14 protein-coding genes are annotated in these 17,878 nt (G+C 51.1%); all 14 read left to right on the top strand.

The window, feature by feature from the left end; genetic code table 11:
* Window positions 1-79 precede the first annotated feature (79 nt).
* The 14 genes from QEH57_RS09740 to QEH57_RS09675 all read left to right on the top strand — a co-directional run bounded on the left by QEH57_RS09740 (window position 80) and on the right by QEH57_RS09675 (window position 17,861).
* Window positions 80-1,069: a 6-hydroxymethylpterin diphosphokinase MptE-like protein gene (locus QEH57_RS09740; RefSeq protein WP_309006538.1), complete on the top strand. Its 990-nt coding sequence runs from the start codon at window positions 80-82 to the stop codon at window positions 1,067-1,069.
* The gene (locus tag QEH57_RS09735; RefSeq protein ID WP_309006537.1) at window positions 1,066-2,184 is read left to right on the top strand and encodes a glycosyltransferase family 2 protein; all 1,119 of its coding nucleotides are present in this window, start codon (window positions 1,066-1,068) and stop codon (window positions 2,182-2,184) included. Before QEH57_RS09740 ends, QEH57_RS09735 begins: the two co-directional genes overlap by 4 nt.
* A 37-nt stretch (window positions 2,185-2,221) precedes the next feature.
* Entirely contained in the window at window positions 2,222-3,337 is a 1,116-nt protein-coding gene (gene glf, locus QEH57_RS09730; RefSeq protein WP_309006536.1) for a UDP-galactopyranose mutase, read from the top strand.
* Window positions 3,328-4,494 carry a glycosyltransferase gene (locus QEH57_RS09725; protein WP_309006535.1) on the top strand — a complete coding sequence of 389 codons (1,167 nt, stop codon included), beginning with the start codon at window positions 3,328-3,330 and terminating at the stop codon, window positions 4,492-4,494. Before glf ends, QEH57_RS09725 begins: the two co-directional genes overlap by 10 nt.
* Window positions 4,495-4,600: 106 nt before the next feature.
* The gene (locus tag QEH57_RS09720) at window positions 4,601-6,604 is read left to right on the top strand and encodes a hypothetical protein (RefSeq protein WP_309006534.1); all 2,004 of its coding nucleotides are present in this window, start codon (window positions 4,601-4,603) and stop codon (window positions 6,602-6,604) included.
* A gap of 29 nt (window positions 6,605-6,633) precedes the next feature.
* Entirely contained in the window at window positions 6,634-7,401 is a 768-nt protein-coding gene (gene rfbF / locus QEH57_RS09715) for a glucose-1-phosphate cytidylyltransferase (RefSeq protein ID WP_309006533.1), read from the top strand.
* Window positions 7,401-8,531, top strand: a complete 1,131-nt coding sequence (gene rfbG / locus QEH57_RS09710) for a CDP-glucose 4,6-dehydratase (protein WP_309006532.1) — start codon at window positions 7,401-7,403, stop codon at window positions 8,529-8,531. The genes rfbF and rfbG overlap by 1 nt, the downstream gene beginning before the upstream one ends.
* A gap of 9 nt (window positions 8,532-8,540) precedes the next feature.
* Window positions 8,541-9,977 (top strand): lipopolysaccharide biosynthesis protein RfbH, encoded by a 1,437-nt coding sequence (rfbH, locus tag QEH57_RS09705; protein ID WP_309006531.1) that lies wholly within the window; start codon window positions 8,541-8,543, stop codon window positions 9,975-9,977.
* Window positions 9,978-9,983: 6 nt separating this feature from the next.
* Window positions 9,984-11,801 carry a bifunctional GNAT family N-acetyltransferase/PLP-dependent aspartate aminotransferase family protein gene (locus tag QEH57_RS09700; RefSeq protein WP_309006530.1) on the top strand — a complete coding sequence of 606 codons (1,818 nt, stop codon included), beginning with the start codon at window positions 9,984-9,986 and terminating at the stop codon, window positions 11,799-11,801.
* Complete coding sequence (locus QEH57_RS09695; RefSeq protein ID WP_309006529.1) at window positions 11,798-12,613, top strand: transketolase; 816 nt, start codon at window positions 11,798-11,800, stop codon at window positions 12,611-12,613. Before QEH57_RS09700 ends, QEH57_RS09695 begins: the two co-directional genes overlap by 4 nt.
* Window positions 12,614-12,616: 3 nt before the next feature.
* Window positions 12,617-13,552: a transketolase C-terminal domain-containing protein gene (locus QEH57_RS09690; RefSeq protein WP_309006528.1), complete on the top strand. Its 936-nt coding sequence runs from the start codon at window positions 12,617-12,619 to the stop codon at window positions 13,550-13,552.
* Between the two features lie 20 nt (window positions 13,553-13,572).
* Window positions 13,573-14,598 (top strand): glycosyltransferase, encoded by a 1,026-nt coding sequence (locus tag QEH57_RS09685; RefSeq protein ID WP_309006527.1) that lies wholly within the window; start codon window positions 13,573-13,575, stop codon window positions 14,596-14,598.
* A gap of 63 nt (window positions 14,599-14,661) precedes the next feature.
* Complete coding sequence (locus QEH57_RS09680) at window positions 14,662-16,587, top strand: thiamine pyrophosphate-dependent enzyme (protein ID WP_309006526.1); 1,926 nt, start codon at window positions 14,662-14,664, stop codon at window positions 16,585-16,587.
* A complete protein-coding gene (locus tag QEH57_RS09675; protein ID WP_309006525.1) occupies window positions 16,584-17,861 on the top strand; it encodes a 2-oxo acid dehydrogenase subunit E2 in 1,278 nt (425 codons plus the stop codon). The genes QEH57_RS09680 and QEH57_RS09675 overlap by 4 nt, the downstream gene beginning before the upstream one ends.
* Window positions 17,862-17,878 lie beyond the last annotated feature (17 nt).

Here is a 17,878-nt window from a genome sequence, read left to right as displayed (position 1 = left end):
ATCCAAGACGGACCGTGCAGCCACTCGCGTCCACCTTCCCACCCAGCCGGCAGCCGACGATTAAGCAAAGACCAGAAGAATGACCCGACTTGTACTCTTTGGCGCCGGACTCGCCGCCCCCCCAATCATAGAAAAAGCAAGCGCTTCAGGTCAGATACTCGCCATCGCGGACAACGACGCCTCGAAATGGGGAACCACTTTTCACGGCTATCCCGTAATACCGCCTCGAGAGCTTACCAGCCTATGCCCAGACCGGGTCATAATCTCCGCCACAGCGACTTTCCCAATTTACAACCAACTTTGCGCACTCGGGGTCGATTCTTCCCTGATTGAATCCCCCCTTCTCGCTCATCGCAACCGAGCGCATTGGGACGCCCTGAAAGCCTCCCAGACCGGGCAGCGAATCTTCATCGTGGGTAACGGCCCCAGCCTACGGACTTCCGACTTGCAGACCCTCCACGACCAGCGCGAGCTCTCGTTCGCTTTCAACAAAATCTACCTCGCATTCGAGGAAACCTCGTACCGTCCTAGCTTCTATCTGGTCGAAGACGACCTCGTCGCGAAAAATAACGCCAAAGCAATTCGGGCGCTCACAGGCTTCCAAAAATTCTTCCCCGACTACCTGCTTCCAGTGCTCGGGGACCCAGACGAACAAACTGCGCTGTTCTACTTCGACGTACAGCGCCCAGAAGACTTCCAGCCTCGCTTTTCGGAAGAAAGCCTGCTCGTTCATTCCGGCTACTCCTGCACCTACTCCGCCCTCCAACTCGCCATTTACATGGGATTCCGAGAAATTATTTTTATCGGCTTGGATTTCTACTTCACCCTTCCTTCTCAAGCCGACGACGAAGTGCTGACCAACGAGGCCCAGCGCAACCACTTCGCTCCCGAGTACAGAAAGCAGGGTGAGACCTGGAACCGCCCCTACCTCGATCAAACCCGAGAAGCCTACATACTCGCCAAGCAAGTCGCCGACAGAAAGGGCATAACAATCCTAAACGCCAGCCGGTCCAGCGAGCTAGACGTATTTCCACGAGTCGAATTCGATTCACTGTTTGAAGCGCAATGAAACTAGGCATCGGTATCTGTAACTACAATCGCTCCGCCGATGTGACCCTAGCGGTAGAAGCAGCGCTCCAGCAAACGCTGCGACCCGATCTTGTCCTCGTTCTCGACAACGCGTCGACCGACGACTCCGTCGACGAACTTCGCTCACGCTTCGGCAGCCAGATCGAAATCCTGCAAAATCAAACCAATACCGGTGGAGCTGGTGGATTCTCGAGACTCTCCCAAGAATTGCTCCAACGCGGCTTCGACTACATCGCCCTCCTCGACAGCGACGCATTCCTTCGCCCCAATTGCCTCGAACAGATGCGCCGCGCCTTGAACTCCTATCCGGAAGCTGGAATCTGCGGTGCCCGAATCATGCACGCCGACCAACCCGAGCTCATTCAAGAATGCGGAGCCTTCCTAGACTGGGATACTGCCTCCTTCCGGCTCAACCGCGGAGATCAGCCATTTTCCTCGGAACTCCCCCTCGTCGACTTCGTCGACTACGTGCCAGCCTGCGCCTTACTGGCGCGCCGAGAAACCTTCCAAAATGTCGGTCATTTCGATCCCAGCTTCTTCATCTACTTCGACGATATCGAGTGGTGCCAAAGAGCCCGAAAACAGGGATACATGACGCTCGTCGCCAACCAGGCGTCCGCACTGCACAAGGGGGGCGGGAAAACGAAGACGAACCATTTCCCTACCTACTATTTTTGGCGAAACCGGATCCGCTTCTTCCTAGGAAACGCGAGCAACCAAGCAGCCATAAACGAATTCCTCCTGCAAAACGCGACCCAAGCCATCGCTACCTCACAAACACTCGGCCTTTCGAATTCGGCAGCCATCATTCGGGAAGCCCTGTTCGACGCCTTAGCGCAGCGCTATGGCAAAAAGGACTTTGAAGGCATAGCCCTCGAACTCGATCCCCCATCCCCACTCCTTCTCCCCGCAGAGTACAAAGCGAAAACCGAGGCCGTCGAGCACATCTTCGCTCCCACGCATGCCCACGACGAAATCGCCCTCCAAGACCCCTACTGCAAACGATTGCTAGCCAAACAAAGCCGCAAATTCGCGCCCGTCTTCCAGAAACATCTAAACAACGTGAGAAACGAACTCGCCTCAAAATTCGCTTGAGCGAAACTTCCCCGAGCCGCAAATCCCTATCCTCTCCATGTCTAAACGCATACTTATCGTCGGTTCCGGCTTCTTCGGCTCAGTCTGCGCTCGCGAGCTCGCAGACGCCGGTCACCACTGCCAAGTCATCGAAAAGCGTGATCACATCGGAGGAAACTGCTATACCCGCTACAGCGAGGAGGCCGACTGCCATGAACACGTTTACGGTGCCCATATATTCCATACAAATTCGCAAAAAATCTGGGATTACGTTAACCGATTCGCCTCGTTCAATACCTACGTCAACCGCGTCAAAGCAGCCCACGGAAACAAGATCTACTCCTTTCCCATAAACCTACTCACTCTCCATCAGCTCTTCGGAGTCAACACCCCCGCCGAAGCCAGATCGAAAGTCGCAGCAGACTGCGTTTCCAACAATAATCCGAAGAACATGGAGGAGTACTGCCTCGCCACCTTCGGACGAACGATCTACGAAACATTCTTCTACGGCTACTCATTGAAACAGTGGAACCGGGAGCCCAAAGACCTGCCTGCCGCGATCGCCCGACGGGTACTCATTCGCTACAACTTCGACGACAACTACTTCGCCGACCGCTTCCAAGGCATCCCAATCGGTGGCTACACCGCCATCTTCGAAAAACTGCTCGACGGCATTCAAGTCGACCTCGGAACCGATTTTTTCTCCGACCAAGAAAACTGGATACAAAAATACGATCACGTCATCTTCACCGGCCCCATCGACGCCTACTTCCACCGCCAGTTCGGAGCCCTCGAATACCGCTCCCTACGCTGGGAAACCGAACTGCTCGACAAGGCCGACGCCCAAGGCTGCGCTGTCGTCAACCACACCGACGCCAACATCCCCTACACCCGCACCTACGAGCACAAACACTTCGACCTCGCTTATACAAAAGACAAAACTCTACTCACCAAGGAATATCCGCTCAATTGGGAGCCCGGGAAGCTTGAGGTGTACCCAGTCAACACCGACAAAAACCAAGCGCTCTACGCCCAATACTCTGCCGCCGCTCAAGAACTGGCAGGGAAAGTTACTTTCGGCGGACGCCTCGGCAGTTATCGTTATTACGACATGCACCAAGTCATCGGAGCTGCCCTGAAAACCTCAGCCGACCTCATCGAGACATGGCGCTAGACATCACCATTCTCATACCTGCACGCGACGCCGCCGCCACCATCGAACGCTGCGTTCGCTCCCTTCTCGACCAAGACACCGCCCAAATCATCCTCATCGACGACTTCTCCTCCGATGACACCGTAGCTCGCGCCCAATCCATTGCCGGCAGCCTCCTAAAAGTAGTCTCCCCCGCCGAACACATCAACGTCCCCCACGCCCGCAACGCTGGCCTCGAGGCCGTCAAAACCCGCTACGGCATCTGGTGCGACGCCGACGACTGCTACCTCCCCGGCCGCGTACAACGCCTCTACCATCGCCTCCAAAACGAGGACATTGACTTCATTTCCGATGCACAGGAACTCTACGACGGCAAAACCGGCGAAAAACTTCGCAACCTCCCCATTCCGGCCTTTATCCAAAGCAACCGCGACAAAGCCCGCCTCTTCGAACGCAACTACTTGCCCGGCATCGGCCATATCGCTTTCGATGTAGAACTAGCCCGAAAAGTCGGATACGACGCCGAACAGTTCGGAGGCGACGACAGCGACTTCGTCTTCCGCCTCATCGCTGCCGGGGCCCGAATGGGCGTGTGCCACGAAATAGGATACCGCATGTACGCCTATCCTGGCAGCGACTCCCGCAACATCGCCCGCCAAAAGAAGATGGTCGCTCGAGCCCTCCAAAAGCACGACTACACCTTCGTCCAATCTCTCTACCAAGCCGCTGGCTTCTCAGACCGCGTCACGCATTGGGGCCTCACCTCCATGGCCATCTTCCGCGAAGACCATCAGGCAGCCCTCGACTTCCTAGAATCCGCCAGCCCGAGCGACTGCGACGAAAACCAAATCCTCGAACCAGACGGCCCTTACCCTCTCCCCGAAGGCTGGCGCCGCTCCTTCACACGCGGAACGCTTTATCTACTCCTAGCAGAGCCAACCCTCGCGATCACCCATCTAGAAAAGTGCCTATCCTGTCACCAATCCGCTGATACGCACAACAATCTCGGCCTAGCCTACGCCCAACAAGGCGAAACCGCCCGAGCCAAACAACACTTCGAAAAGGCCCTTACTCTTTTCCCCGGCTACATAGACGCCCTCACCAACCTGGCCCCAAACAGCCGTCCCGCCGTCACCACCCACCCCCTCCGTCTCCAGCCCAGCCGCAGCGACTACTAAATCCCAATCAGCAATGCAACAAACGGACAACGCGAACAAGACGCCATCCCCTTTGCACCACTCCAAGCGCATGCTGTGGCTGGTAGACAAAACCGCGTCAAAAGACTTGAGCAGATACCAGACGCTCCTCGGCTTGATCGAGCAGAACTTCGGTCCGAGCGTACAACTTGAACTTTCTTCGCCTACCGCACACCAAAAAATTACAGAACTCAGCGAATTTCTTTCCCTAGCAGGGAATGAGTTAATTGTAGCCGGAGCTAGCGACCAAATAGTTCTAAATTTCCTCAGGTTACTTCCCGCTTACAAAGGATCACTCATAGTCCTTTCCAGAGAGCCAGTCAGCCTCAGCCTCACCCTACACTACTCTCTCCAAGGCCTACGTTTTACCGCCAATATCGAGCCTATCGATAATATTTCAATAAAATCGGCACTCTCAACAATCATATCAAAAGAGCCTATATCCTTTCCATCTTTCTCTATTGGTAAACGAGAGCACGAGGCACAAACAAGCACTGCTCACAATCTGGAAAGCACCCTAAACCTCTTCGAAATCCTCGAAGCTCATGATCCGCAAAATACCTACAAAAAGTCTCAGTACCTAGCGCACATATCAAACACCCCCCCTCTGGATTGGATAAAAAATAGTAGTGTGGACTACTCACAACTTTTCAACTGGTTAAGCAGGTACCCTAAACGCTTCCTTTCCGACTTCCTCCTATTGGCAATAAGCAGCCGGAACGAGTCATTGGTTGATTTTACCTGCCGTTCACTATTCGAACTGGGAGCCGTGAACCCTCATAAAATATGCGACTCTCTAAAGAGTCTCTCGCCACAATACTCACCGCGACAAGATGCGATCTCAAAACGGGTCTGGAGCTGGTTAGTTCGAAATCTGAATACTCCGAATTGCCCAAGCCTAGTCAGTTCTCTTGATTCAAAGTACGATTTGAAGTCAGACCTTCCAACTACCTCCCAAGAGGATCGCGCAAACTACTTTTTCCAAAAAGCGGTTTTTGAGTTGGATCGAGGATCCGCAGGGAATGCGCTGCAATACATAAGCGCCTACAAGAGAAATGATAGTTTAGCCAAGGGGATCTACACGTCTTTCGCCTGGCAATTCTTCGAGCCCCAATGGAAGTTCGCTCCGATCCTCGAATGGAGGGAGAAAGACGAGGAGCTGTGTTCCCAATCAACCCAGTACTACTGCAATGCGCTCGCAGCATGCGGAAACGAAGACAAAGCCCTTGAAATTCTAGGTGAGGGAGTAACCTCTAACGTACTCGCAGAGATAGCTCTCTCCAGCCGAAAAACCGGTCAACACGAAGCGGCGTTGAAACTCTTTCGCTTAGCCCAATCAAAAGAACCGAAGAACCCGCGCTACATCAGAGAGCTTTCTACCTCACTATTCGTTTCTCAAAAACCAATTGACGATGAACTGTTCTCAACGCTGAAACCCAAACTCGTTTACGATGCTATTTGGAATGCCTACTCATCGCATTGGAAGCACCCAAGCAAAGCTGCGGAGCCGAATCATGAGGACATGTATTCTCGGGTTCTATCTACGGATCCAAGCGGAGCAGAATTCGAATACTATCGAGTCCTCATCACGGCAACAATCTATCTCGGTTCAATCGAGCAAGCAGCAAGCCTCCTTGACAAAGCCTGCGCCAAACTACCAAACCGAAAAGAACAGCTATCGGTGTTGTTTTTGGTAACGCTCGCACTGTGCGGGCACAGCAACCACATCCAAAGTCACCTGGACCTCTTAATGAAGCTTTCAACATGGAGCACCTCCGTCCCCGACCAATTCACGCTAGCTATGCTGAGCGCCCTTTCCGGAGTCCATGAGAATTCATACGAGCTATTGCAACGAGCACATCGATCCAGTCCTGACTTTTTCAAGCCCAGAAATATGGCAAGCTACTGCGCCCTTACGCTCTACCTCATTACCTGCGAGCAACTCGGACACTTCGGTATAGCCCAAGAGCTAAACGCCTTCTGCAAAGAACACTCCGTCATTTACGAATTCTACCGCGAAAGATTTCCTCCTCCAGACCAAGAAGAATCAACCTCCCTAAAGGAACTTCCATTCGAGCTATACATCAGCTGAGCGAACACCCACAAACAAATCGAAAAGCTATGAAAGTCGTAATACTGGCCGGTGGACTTGGAACACGCTTGAGCGAAGAAACCCACTCGAAACCGAAGCCTATGCTCGAGATCGGAGGACGCCCCATTCTCTGGCACATAATGAAGATCTATTCGTCCTTCGGCTTCAACGACTTCATTATTTGCGCCGGATACAAAGGCTACCTCATCAAGGAATACTTCAACAACTACTTCCTTCACAATTCAGATGTAACCTTCGATATGCAAAGCAAGGAAATACACCTGCACGACAACAGCCCCGAACCTTGGAAAGTAACAGTCATCGATACCGGCGAGAATACGATGACCGGCGGTAGGCTAAAACGAGTACAACATCTCCTAAACTCCGAATCATTCTGCATGACCTACGGCGATGGAGTCAGCGATATAAACATCAAGAAACTCGTAGATTTCCACAAATCGCATAAGAAAAAGGCCACGCTCACTGCCGTGATTCCTCCCGCTCGATACGGAGCCCTGGAACTCGAAGGCCCAGCAGTCACTCACTTCAAGGAGAAGCCCCAATCGGACGATTCGTGGATCAACGGAGGCTTCTTCGTACTCGAGCCTTCAGTCATCGACCTCATCCCGGGGGACCACATGCACTGGGAAACCGAGCCGCTCGAAGCCCTTGCCCAAGAAGGCCAACTCTGTGCCTACAAACACCAAGGATTTTGGCGCCCCATGGATACACTACGCGACAAGCTCCAACTAGAGTCCATTTGGAACAAAGGCCAAGCACCTTGGAAACTTTGGTAATGAGTCTATCACTACAAATTGACGAGCTATCAGAGTTCTATCGGACCAAGACAGTCCTAGTAACAGGTCATAGCGGATTTAAAGGAGCCTGGTTAAGCCAATGGCTCGTAGGGATGGGCGCAAATGTCATTGGGCTAAGCAATAACACTCCCACCACCCCATCCCTATCGCAAATCCTTAGGTTATCTGAATCGATTCGCGAAACCTGGATCGACATCAACGACCTCCCTAAAGTCCTTTCAATTGTAGAGAAAACCAAACCGGACCTCGTTTTCCACCTTGCCGCTCAACCTATCGTACTCCATTCGTACAACTCGCCCGTTGAAACGTTCAAAACCAATATTGCAGGAACGACCAATATTCTCGAAGCGCTACGGCAAGCAGGAAAGCGATCTGCTGGCGTATTCATAACCTCTGACAAGTGCTACGAGAACAGCAATGATGGCTTACCCTTCACCGAAAACCATAAGCTAGGTGGAAACGATCCCTACAGTGCCAGCAAGGCATGCGCGGAAATTGCGATTTCCGCCTATCGGGCCTCCTTCTTTCCTCCTGACAATCCACAAACAAAGGTTGGCATAGCAAGCGCAAGGGCCGGAAACGTCATAGGAGGTGGAGATTGGAGCGACCATCGCATCCTACCCGACTGCGCTCGCTGCCTATCCAATGGAATCCCGATCCCAGTACGCAACCCTAGCTCCGTACGCCCGTGGCAACATGTTCTCGAGCCCCTATATGGATATCTCCTTCTCGGCTATCAAATCTACAATTCGCTTTGTAGTGCAAAAGACGCTAGCTTATCCAAATACACTACAGCCTTCAACTTCGGGCCGCCGACCGACCAACAAAGAGACATCCAATCACTCGTCGAAGAAGTCCTGAAACACTGGCCCGGGAACTGGAGGGACCACTCGTCAAGATCCGCAAAGCCAGAAGCAGACACGCTCACGCTCAATTCAGACAAAGCGACGACAACGCTTAGATGGCAACCTTCACTCAGCTTTCAGGAAACGGTTCGCTACACCGTAGAATGGTACCGCAACTTCTACGAAACGAAGAACGATCCTGCCGAATTTACCCGCAAGCAAATCCGAGACTACCAAGAAGCAATCCGCGCGGCCCAAATCTAAAACTTCCCAATGCAGCAAAACCTCGAGACTAAGAAAGCAGAGATCCTGAAACTCGTTCGCGAGTATTCGGAGCTTGCTCATCTTGAAAATCGACCTGGTTGGGATCCCCAAAAAGTCGATACGAATTCTATTCCCTACGGAGGCCGCGTTTTCGATTGCGACGAAGTCGAGGCTGCCGTTTCCTCGACATTGGACTTCTGGCTCACTCTCGGCAAAGAAGGAAAAGCCTTTGAATCGGAACTTTCCAAATTTCTGAACATCAGTTTCTCGGTGCTCACAAATTCCGGCTCCTCCGCAAATTTGCTAGCCATCTCAGCGCTGACATCGCCTCAGCTTCCCAGCGACAAACGGCTGCTCCCCGGGGACGAGGTGATCAGCTGCGCTGCTGGGTTCCCCACCACGGTCGCTCCTATCGTGCAAAACCAATGCATTCCTGTTCTCTTGGACAACGATCCCATCACCGGAAACGCGGATCTTTCCCTCCTCGAGGAAGCCTACCAACCTGGAAAGACCAAAGCCCTCATACTCGCCCATACCCTAGGGAACCCTTTCGACATTTCGTCCGCCCTCTCTTTCTGCCAAAAGCACGACCTTTGGCTGATCGAAGACAACTGCGATGCACTAGGCTCCGCCTACACCTCCTCCAACAACTCTACAACGGATCCAAAAACTCAGTATACGGGGTCATGGGGCGACATCTCCACCCAATCCTTCTATCCGCCTCATCACATGACCTTGGGAGAGGGCGGTGCAGTCAATATCGCTCGCTCTCCCAGACTTAGAAAACTCGTAGAAAGCTTTCGAGACTGGGGACGCGATTGCTGGTGCCCATCCGGCTGCGACGATACCTGCGGCAAACGCTTCGACTGGCAGCGCGGCGACCTCCCCCCTGGCTACGATCATAAATACATCTATAGCCACTTCGGCTACAACCTCAAGCCTCTCGATCCACAAGCCGCCATCGGCCTAGCCCAATTAAAAAAGCTGCCCCGTTTCATAGAGGAGAGAAAACGGAATTGGAACTTCCTTCGTTCTGCCCTCGATAAACTGCAGAATTTCTTCGAATTCGCTTTGCCCACCCACGCCACCCATTGGAAGAATGACGGCTTCGAATGGGATAACAGCGGTAACCGAAGCGACTGCTCCTGGTTCGGCTTCATGCTGATGGTCAAAAAAGAAGCTCCCTTCACAAAAGTGGAGTTCGCCAACCACCTCGAAAGCAAAGGCATACAAAACCGGATGCTCTTCGGCGGAAACCTGACTAAGCAACCTGCATTTATGGACCTACTGAAGCACAATCCAGATGCATTCCGCGTAGTCGGCGGCACACGAGGCGCAGACCGTCTTATGAACGAAGCCGTGTTCATCGGCGTCTACCCGGGCCTCAGCGAGAAGCAACTTACAATCATGGCTGAGACCATACACACATACTGCGCGTCCTTTTAACTCGCTATGACTCCTCCCCTACAAGGATCCAAAAAAAGAAAGGTCGAAACATTCAAATCGGCCATCAAGGAACAGTTCGCCTTCTTAAAAAACGCCGATACGCTCGAGCAAACCTTCACTAGAGCGATTACCCTAAACAAATCGGGCGGACTCCTCATTCCCATATCTCGTATCCACTCCAATGATACAAACTTGATCAACAAGATCTCCGACTGGCGCGCAGCCAACCAATTCGCCTACCCGACCCAGTTCAAAGTTACGGCCGAAGGCACCCAACGTTGGCTCAGGTCCAATCTACTCGGTACAGAGGACCGTATTCTTTTCATCGTCTACAACAAGCACAACACGCCAATCGGCCACCTTGGATTCGCGAATTGCCTAAATGACGATTGCTCCATGGAAATCGACAACGTGCTTCGAGGAGAGCCCGGAGACCAAGGGATCATGTCCGAGGCAATGAACGCCCTCATCCAATGGGCTCAAGAAACACTCTGGCCCGAATCCATCCACCTTCGTGTCCTCAGCGACAATCAGCACGCCTTACGCTTCTACCAGAACCTTGGATTTGCGATCGACTCCCAGACGCCTCTTCAACGGATAGCAGATGAAAACGGACACCAACTGCTTCCTTTCGAAGAGAAATCGTCCAGATCGCCAGACGCATTCTTCATCAACATGCTTCTCGTCCAAAAGGAGCAAGGTAAGCCCGATGAAAAAATTCTCACCGCTGGCCCCTCGATTTCCCAGAGAGAAGTGAGCTTCGGTTTCGACGCGCTCAAACGAGGCTGGAACAACAACTGGGCGAAATACCTGAACGAGTTCGAAGCCGCCTTCGCAAATTACATCGGAGTCAAACATGCAATCGCCACTTCTAGCTGCACTGGCGCCCTCCACATTGCCCTGAAAGCTCTCGGAATCGGGCCCGGCGACGAAGTCATCGTGCCCGACCTAACTTGGGTAGCCACCGCAAACGCTGTAACCTACGTCGGCGCTACACCCGTCTTTTGCGACATCGAAACCAACAGTTGGTGCGTCGACTCCGATTCGTTTCGTTCCCTCATTACTTCTAAAACCAAAGCAATTATACCGGTTCACCTATATGGTCACCCCGCTCGTATGGACGTGATCAATACAATAGCCAAAGAGCACGGGTTGTTCGTGGTGGAAGATGCTGCCCCTTCTATAGGTGCCGAATGCGCTGGCCAACGCACCGGATCCTTTGGCCATTTTTCAGCATTTAGCTTTCAAGGAGCCAAACTCGCCGTCACAGGAGAAGGTGGTATGCTACTCACAAACGACGACGCTCTTTACGATACAGCCGCTTCGATCGCGAACCAAGGACGCAAGGCCGGAACATTCTGGATCGAAAACAATGGGCTCAAGTACAAGATGTCGAATGTACAAGCCGCCATCGGACTCGCTCAGCTTCAAAGAAACGAAGCGATGGTTGAAGCGAAGAGACGGATCTTCTCCTGGTATGAAGACGAACTCTCAAACCTTCCCTTACTTAAACTCAATCGAGAATGCGAATGGGCACGTAGCATCTACTGGATGACTTCAATATTCCTAGACGAGGAAGCGGGTATAACCCGAGACGCTCTTATCGCAGAGCTAGCCAAGCGCAATGTCGATACTCGGCCTACATTCCCCGCCATCTCACAATATTCCATTTGGAAAAGGCCACAATCGCCCCCCCAAAAAAATGCGAAACGCATCGGCGACCAATCTATAAATCTCCCGTCCGGAACGTCCTTGAAACGAGAGCAAGTCCGCTACATTTGCCGTTCCATCAAATCCATCCTGAGCTCGCAGCCGAACGCATGACAGATCCTAAACATCTGTATCATCTATCTCAAGAGGCACGTAGTCTTGTAGTCAAAATGATCTACAAAGCGAAAGCGTCCCATATCGGAGGGGCCTTTTCGGTCATCGACATCCTAACAAGCTTATACCTCGGCAACATTCTCAAAGTGTCACCAGATTCCCCCGACGCACCTGACAGGGATCGACTCATCTTCAGCAAAGGCCATTGCACCTCAGCGCTCTACGCAGTGCTCGCCATGAAAGGCTTCTTCTCAAAAGATCTGCTCGAACGCTTTGGGGAGGATGAGAGTCTACTCCTCTGCCATACCAGCCATCACCTGCCCGGCGTCGAATTCTCTACGGGATCTTTAGGCCATGGATTATCCTTCGCCACAGGTTGCGCTCTCGCCGCCAAACGGCTTTCCAGAACATGGAAAACCTATGCGATACTCAGCGATGGAGAATTAAACGAAGGCTCGACTTGGGAAGCGATCCAATCCGCCGCACACCTACGACTCAACAATCTTGTGGCGGTCATCGACGCGAACCGATCCCAAGGGCTAGGCAACACCGATAGCGTTCTAAAACTCACGCCACTTGCGGGAAAATTCGCGGCGTTCAATTGGGATGTCATTGAAATTGAAGGACACGATCATGAGCAGATTCTTCACGCTACTTCAATCGACCGTAGCGAGCATGACAGCCCTCTGTGCATCATCGCTCACACAACGAAAGGAAAAGGGGTGAACTTCATGGAAGGAAAGCTTGAATGGCACTATCGCAGCCCTAACGAAAAAGAACGCGACCAAGCATTGGAGCAACTATCACGCTAACTTATGCGACAAGCTTTCATAGAAGAACTCACCCTATTGGCGGAAACCAATCTCAACCTATTCCTTATTGTGGGCGACTTAGGCTACTCCGTCGTAGAACCCTTCGCCGAAAGGTTCCCAGATCGCTTCCTGAACGCAGGAGTGGCGGAGCAAAACATGACTGGACTCGCCGCAGGCCTAGCTTCCTGCGGATTTCACGTGTTCACCTACTCCATCGCAAACTTCCCAACACTACGCTGTCTCGAGCAAATTAGAAACGACGTTTGCTACCATAATCTTCCCGTTACGGTAGTGTCTGTCGGAGGAGGAATGGCGTATGGTAACCTTGGATACTCGCACCATGCGACAGAAGATCTCGCAGTAACGCTACCGCTTCCCAATATAAGGGTGATTGCGCCGGGCGACCCTTTTGAAACCCGACTTGCGACTCGGGAACTTTGCAAAAAGCCTGGCCCTTCCTACCTTAGGCTAGGCAAAGCAAGAGAACCAACCATTCACGCCGCCATAGACGGAATCAAGGACCTAAGAACCCTACAAATACTGCAGGAAGGTTCAGACGTTATGTTGGTATCGACAGGAGGAATCCTCGAGCAAGTAAAGGCCGCGGCCGAGCGACTGACTCAGTCGGGCATCTGCGCAGGCTACTCGAGTTCTCCCTACTTGAAACCTTTTGACGAAGCTGGCCTCCTAAGTATCGCGCTAAAAACAAAAATCATAATATCTGTGGAAGAACACGGAGTCGGAGGGCTTAGTAGCCTAATATCAGAGACCTTGCACCGAAACAACATGAACACACTGTTCCGCTGCCTAAAAACACAGACTGAAAACTACAAATTCGTTGGTTCGCAAAAACACCTGAGAGCGAAACATGGTCTCGACGAGGAACACATTTCAAGTTTTGCAATGACCTGCCTAGCCGATCTAGCCGACGCAACCTAAATAATCCCAAATCACTTTAGATGCCATCAAACAACACGAACAGGCCCTACCTCGGATTCGCGATCCCGACATTCAACCGATGCAAACTGCTCGACAATTTAATAGGCCAAATCACTAGAAGTTTCGAAGAGCTAAGCGAAACAAGATTCGAAGTTTGCATCTGCGACAATGGATCCTCGGATGCCACTGAGGAAATCGTACGAAAATGGCAACGCCACTACCCACAGATAAAATACAAGAACAACAGAAGCAATTTAGGACCACAGCAGAACATCACCAATTCGTTTTCACTCACTTCTAGCGAATACGTCTGGATACTCAGCGATGACGATGAAATCTGGGACCATTCGATTCCCACCTTAATCCATGAATTGGAGAGCAACCCAACATCGGACCTTTTCCTCCTAAATCGTTCGCTTTGCACCGTTGATATGGAGTTTAACAAGAACGATGCTTACATCGAGAACAATCAAAGCATAAGTGTCCTACTCAAAGAAAGCGAAGAACTCTCGAATTACCTGAATAAGTGCCTTAACATTAATGGCCTCGGCTGCTACATTTCGTCTTGGGTTGTCAAAAGAAGCATAGGCGAAAAAATTCTTTTAGAAGACGATGAGTTTTCGCGAGAAAACCTATTCCCACACGTATATTTACTATGGAACTACACACTAAATAAAAACCCCATCCGATTGCACTACCTCAACCAACCGTTAGTTAAATGGAGAGCAGGTAACAGTCTCGCTGCGAGAGGACTGCTCGGGAGAGCCATGCATCTCCATCAGCTTTTCCGAAAAATAGCTCCATCAAAGGAATTGTTCTGCCAGTTTGAAAAGATGATTACGCAGCAATACGAGAGGCAATTCACCAAGGATATGATGATCCGTAAGGGGCCACCTCTCGACGAGCTCATCTACGCTCAGGAGCACTTCAATGGCGAATCAAAGGAACAGGCCAGAATCTCCGCCCTAGAAATTCAAGCCACCGCCCTCGCAAGGGCGGAAATGCTTAGAAAGCAACGCGAAGAAAAGGAAGCCGCTGACTCCTAGAAGGGAATTCCTGGCAAGACCCATTGACTCCATACAAACAATACTTTCCCCGAGCAAAAACACATGCCTCCTTGGTTAGAACAAGCCCTCCTAATCCGCAGAGTCGAAGAGCAATTCCTCGAACTCTTCTCTAAGGGACGCCTCAATGGCACCGTACATACCAGCGTTGGCCAAGAACTATCCGCAATCGCCTTCGCTGGCCAACTAGAGAGTAGCGACTCCATATTTTCAAATCATCGTTGCCACGGCCACTACATCGCCTTCACGAAAGACTATGCGGGACTAATTGCTGAGCTGATGGGAAAAAGCACCGGAACCTGTGGCGGCATCGGCAGCAGCCAGCACCTGCAGAAGGGTAACTTCTACTCAAACGGTATCCAAGGCGGAATAGCGCCGAATGCAGCTGGACTGGCCTTAGCTCATAAACTCAAGCGGAACAACGCAATCACGACACTCTTCATTGGTGACGGTACGCTCGGCGAAGGTGTGCTGTACGAGACAATGAACATCGCCTCAAAATGGGAGCTTCCCCTTCTCATCGTTTGCGAGAATAACTTATACGCTCAATCGACTCACCAATCCGTCAATTTGGCCGGCAACATACTGAAGCGCCCAGAGGCCTTCGAAATAGAAACTTTCCACAGCGAGACTTGGACACCTGATGCAATAATCAGGAATGCGAAGAAATCGATAGATTTCGTTCGAACAAACAGCAAGCCCGTATTCCATCTCGTGGATACGTATCGATTAATGGCTCATTCCAAGGGTGACGATGACCGTGATCCCATAGAAATCGAAGCTTACCGTGCCAGAGATCCGATTCACATTTTAGAAAAAGAAAGCAGCGAAGATTTCATCGCTCTCGACCAATCTATAAAAATTCGTATCAATCGAGCGGTTGAGGAAGCGGAACGCGCAAACGAACTTAGCATCGACGAATATTATGAGCCTCCCGAAGAATCGGAAGTAAAACAAGAATGGAGACCCCTCGAAACCGTCGATGAACGTCAAGTTTCGAGACTTAACGCTTTCTTCAAAGAGACAATGCGAAAAGACCCAAAGACAGTCTTCATCGGCGAAGATGTACTCTCCCCATATGGAGGGGCCTTCAAAGTAGCCAAGGACCTGTCAATCGATTTCCCTGACCGCACCTTTTCGACACCAATCAGCGAAGCTGCAATCACCGGCATCGGAAATGGTCTAGCCCTATCAGGATTTAAGCCCTACGTGGAAATCATGTTCGGAGACTTCATGCTATTGGCCCTCGACCAAATAGTGAATCACGCCTCCAAATATTACCACATATACAATAAACAAACCACCTGTCCCATCGTGATACGGACACCAATGGGGGGTCGGCGCGGCTACGGCCCTACTCACTCCCAAAGCCTCGAGAAGTTCCTCGTAGGAATCGATAACGTGACAGTGGTCGCCCTCAACTCGCTTCTCGACCCTTCCCTTCTCTACAATTCTGTACACGAAGAAAAACATCCAGTAGTCGTTATTGAGAATAAAACGGATTACGGAAAGAGACTAACACCGAAGAAGATAACGAACTATCGCATACATAGAAACCAAAAGAAATACCCAACAATACGAATCGCACCAGTCAGATCAAAACCAACTCTAACCATCGTTACGTATGGTGGCTCTAGCGAGTTCGCGATCGACGGCATACGCCCGATTTTCGATAAACTAGACATGAAGGCTGAATTGCTGATTGTCACTAGGCTACACCCACTTGATCTTGAGGAAATTCTAGAGTCAGCCGAACAAACAGGAAGACTTCTCGTCATCGAAGAAGGAAGCGCCTTTTCAGGAATCGGCAGCGAAATCCTGAGCTCAGCTTGCGAACGTGCATCAATCCCCCTCCATTGCCAACGTGTCGCTTCATTACCCGTCCCAATTCCATCACCTAAAAGACTCGAAGAACAAACGCTACCAAACGTCAAATCAATCATTGAAGCCGCAGCGGAACTCATAGGATGAAACCTCCAATCGAAATCCTCATCCCAGCCGAAAACGTCAACGACCAGAGCGTTGCGATCGTACACCTATACTTCGATCAAGGCGCCGAAATCGAAACCGGAGATATTATTCTAGACTTCGAAGGATCGAAGGCTGTCACACCAATCGAATCGCCGACGGCAGGTGTAATCGAATACACGGTTAAACTCGACCAAGAAGTCCCAATTGGACACCGCATCGCTCGAGTTCACGAAACAAAAGAAGACTTCGAAACAAACCGGCTTCAACTTGAGGAGCAAGACCGTAGTACTGACGAAGCTTCAGAAACAATTTTCTCCAGCAGTGCCTTGAAACTCATTAAAAAGTATGGCCTATCCAAAACCGACTTCCAGGACCGAGATCTCGTCTCGATTCATGATGTGCACGCAAAGCTAGGACATACCCACCCAAATTCCTCACCCCCTCTCCAAACGTCCGCGGAGGCAATCCAAACTCCATTGCCAGGAACGCGCCTAGAAAAGCTCAGCCCTAGCAAAGCCAATGAGATTCGTTACTTGAGCTCCGTACAATCCGCAGGCCTGACCAGCATAGTCTTTACAGACCTACAAACGCACGGCCTCTACGAAGCCCTGAGCCTCTCCCTAGCCCACCTTCCCGATTCCATTCTACCAATCGCCGTATACGAATCGTCCCGACTATTGAAGCAATTTCCAAACCTGAATGCCTACTTTATAAACGATCACATTGTGTACTACAACTCTATCGATATCGGAATTGCAATAGACATAGACGACGGACTTAAAGTTGCCAAAATTCAAAACACGCCAAAAAAATCACTACGACAGTTAGAAGAGTCGATCCTTCAACTCGCAAACAAGTACCTCGATCGAAAGCTCGACGGCAACGACCTCACAGGAAGCACTTTCACCATAAGCGACCTGACCGCCACCGGCATCAGCCACTTCACCCCGCTTGTAAACAAAAACCAATCTGCAATCCTCGGCATTGCGCGATCAGAAACGAATGGCTCATCGATCATACTATCCCTCGCCTTCGATCACCGAGTCTCAAATGGCAAAGAAGCGAGTACCTTTCTAGTTGAGCTAAAAAACAGGCTAGAAAGCTACGCAAACCCTTCTCTCGCCCATAAGCAAGAAACCACGCCAACTTGCAGCATTTGCATGAAAACGCTCAACGAAGACAATCAGCTTGGTGGACGCGGCCTAATAAAGGTAACTCAGCATGATGGTCGAGAGCGTTACATGTGCTTTGTTTGTGCCAACGGAGGGTGGTGAATATATAACTTCAATTA

Source organism: Pelagicoccus sp. SDUM812005 (assembly GCF_031127875.1).
Taxonomy (GTDB): domain Bacteria; phylum Verrucomicrobiota; class Verrucomicrobiia; order Opitutales; family Opitutaceae; genus Pelagicoccus.
The sequence above is the reverse complement of the archived record's forward strand: the minus strand, read 5'-3'. Positions and strand labels throughout refer to the sequence as shown.

Coding starts and splice junctions, on each gene's coding strand:
- QEH57_RS09680 (WP_309006526.1), top strand. CDS start 14,662: ATGCCTCCTTGGTTAGAACAAGCCCTCCTAATCCGCAGAGTCGAAGAG.
- QEH57_RS09685 (WP_309006527.1), top strand. CDS start 13,573: ATGCCATCAAACAACACGAACAGGCCCTACCTCGGATTCGCGATCCCG.
- QEH57_RS09695 (WP_309006529.1), top strand. CDS start 11,798: ATGACAGATCCTAAACATCTGTATCATCTATCTCAAGAGGCACGTAGT.
- glf (WP_309006536.1), top strand. CDS start 2,222: ATGTCTAAACGCATACTTATCGTCGGTTCCGGCTTCTTCGGCTCAGTC.
- QEH57_RS09700 (WP_309006530.1), top strand. CDS start 9,984: ATGACTCCTCCCCTACAAGGATCCAAAAAAAGAAAGGTCGAAACATTC.
- QEH57_RS09735 (WP_309006537.1), top strand. CDS start 1,066: ATGAAACTAGGCATCGGTATCTGTAACTACAATCGCTCCGCCGATGTG.
- rfbF (WP_309006533.1), top strand. CDS start 6,634: ATGAAAGTCGTAATACTGGCCGGTGGACTTGGAACACGCTTGAGCGAA.
- rfbG (WP_309006532.1), top strand. CDS start 7,401: ATGAGTCTATCACTACAAATTGACGAGCTATCAGAGTTCTATCGGACC.
- QEH57_RS09675 (WP_309006525.1), top strand. CDS start 16,584: ATGAAACCTCCAATCGAAATCCTCATCCCAGCCGAAAACGTCAACGAC.
- rfbH (WP_309006531.1), top strand. CDS start 8,541: ATGCAGCAAAACCTCGAGACTAAGAAAGCAGAGATCCTGAAACTCGTT.
- QEH57_RS09725 (WP_309006535.1), top strand. CDS start 3,328: ATGGCGCTAGACATCACCATTCTCATACCTGCACGCGACGCCGCCGCC.
- QEH57_RS09690 (WP_309006528.1), top strand. CDS start 12,617: ATGCGACAAGCTTTCATAGAAGAACTCACCCTATTGGCGGAAACCAAT.
- QEH57_RS09740 (WP_309006538.1), top strand. CDS start 80: ATGACCCGACTTGTACTCTTTGGCGCCGGACTCGCCGCCCCCCCAATC.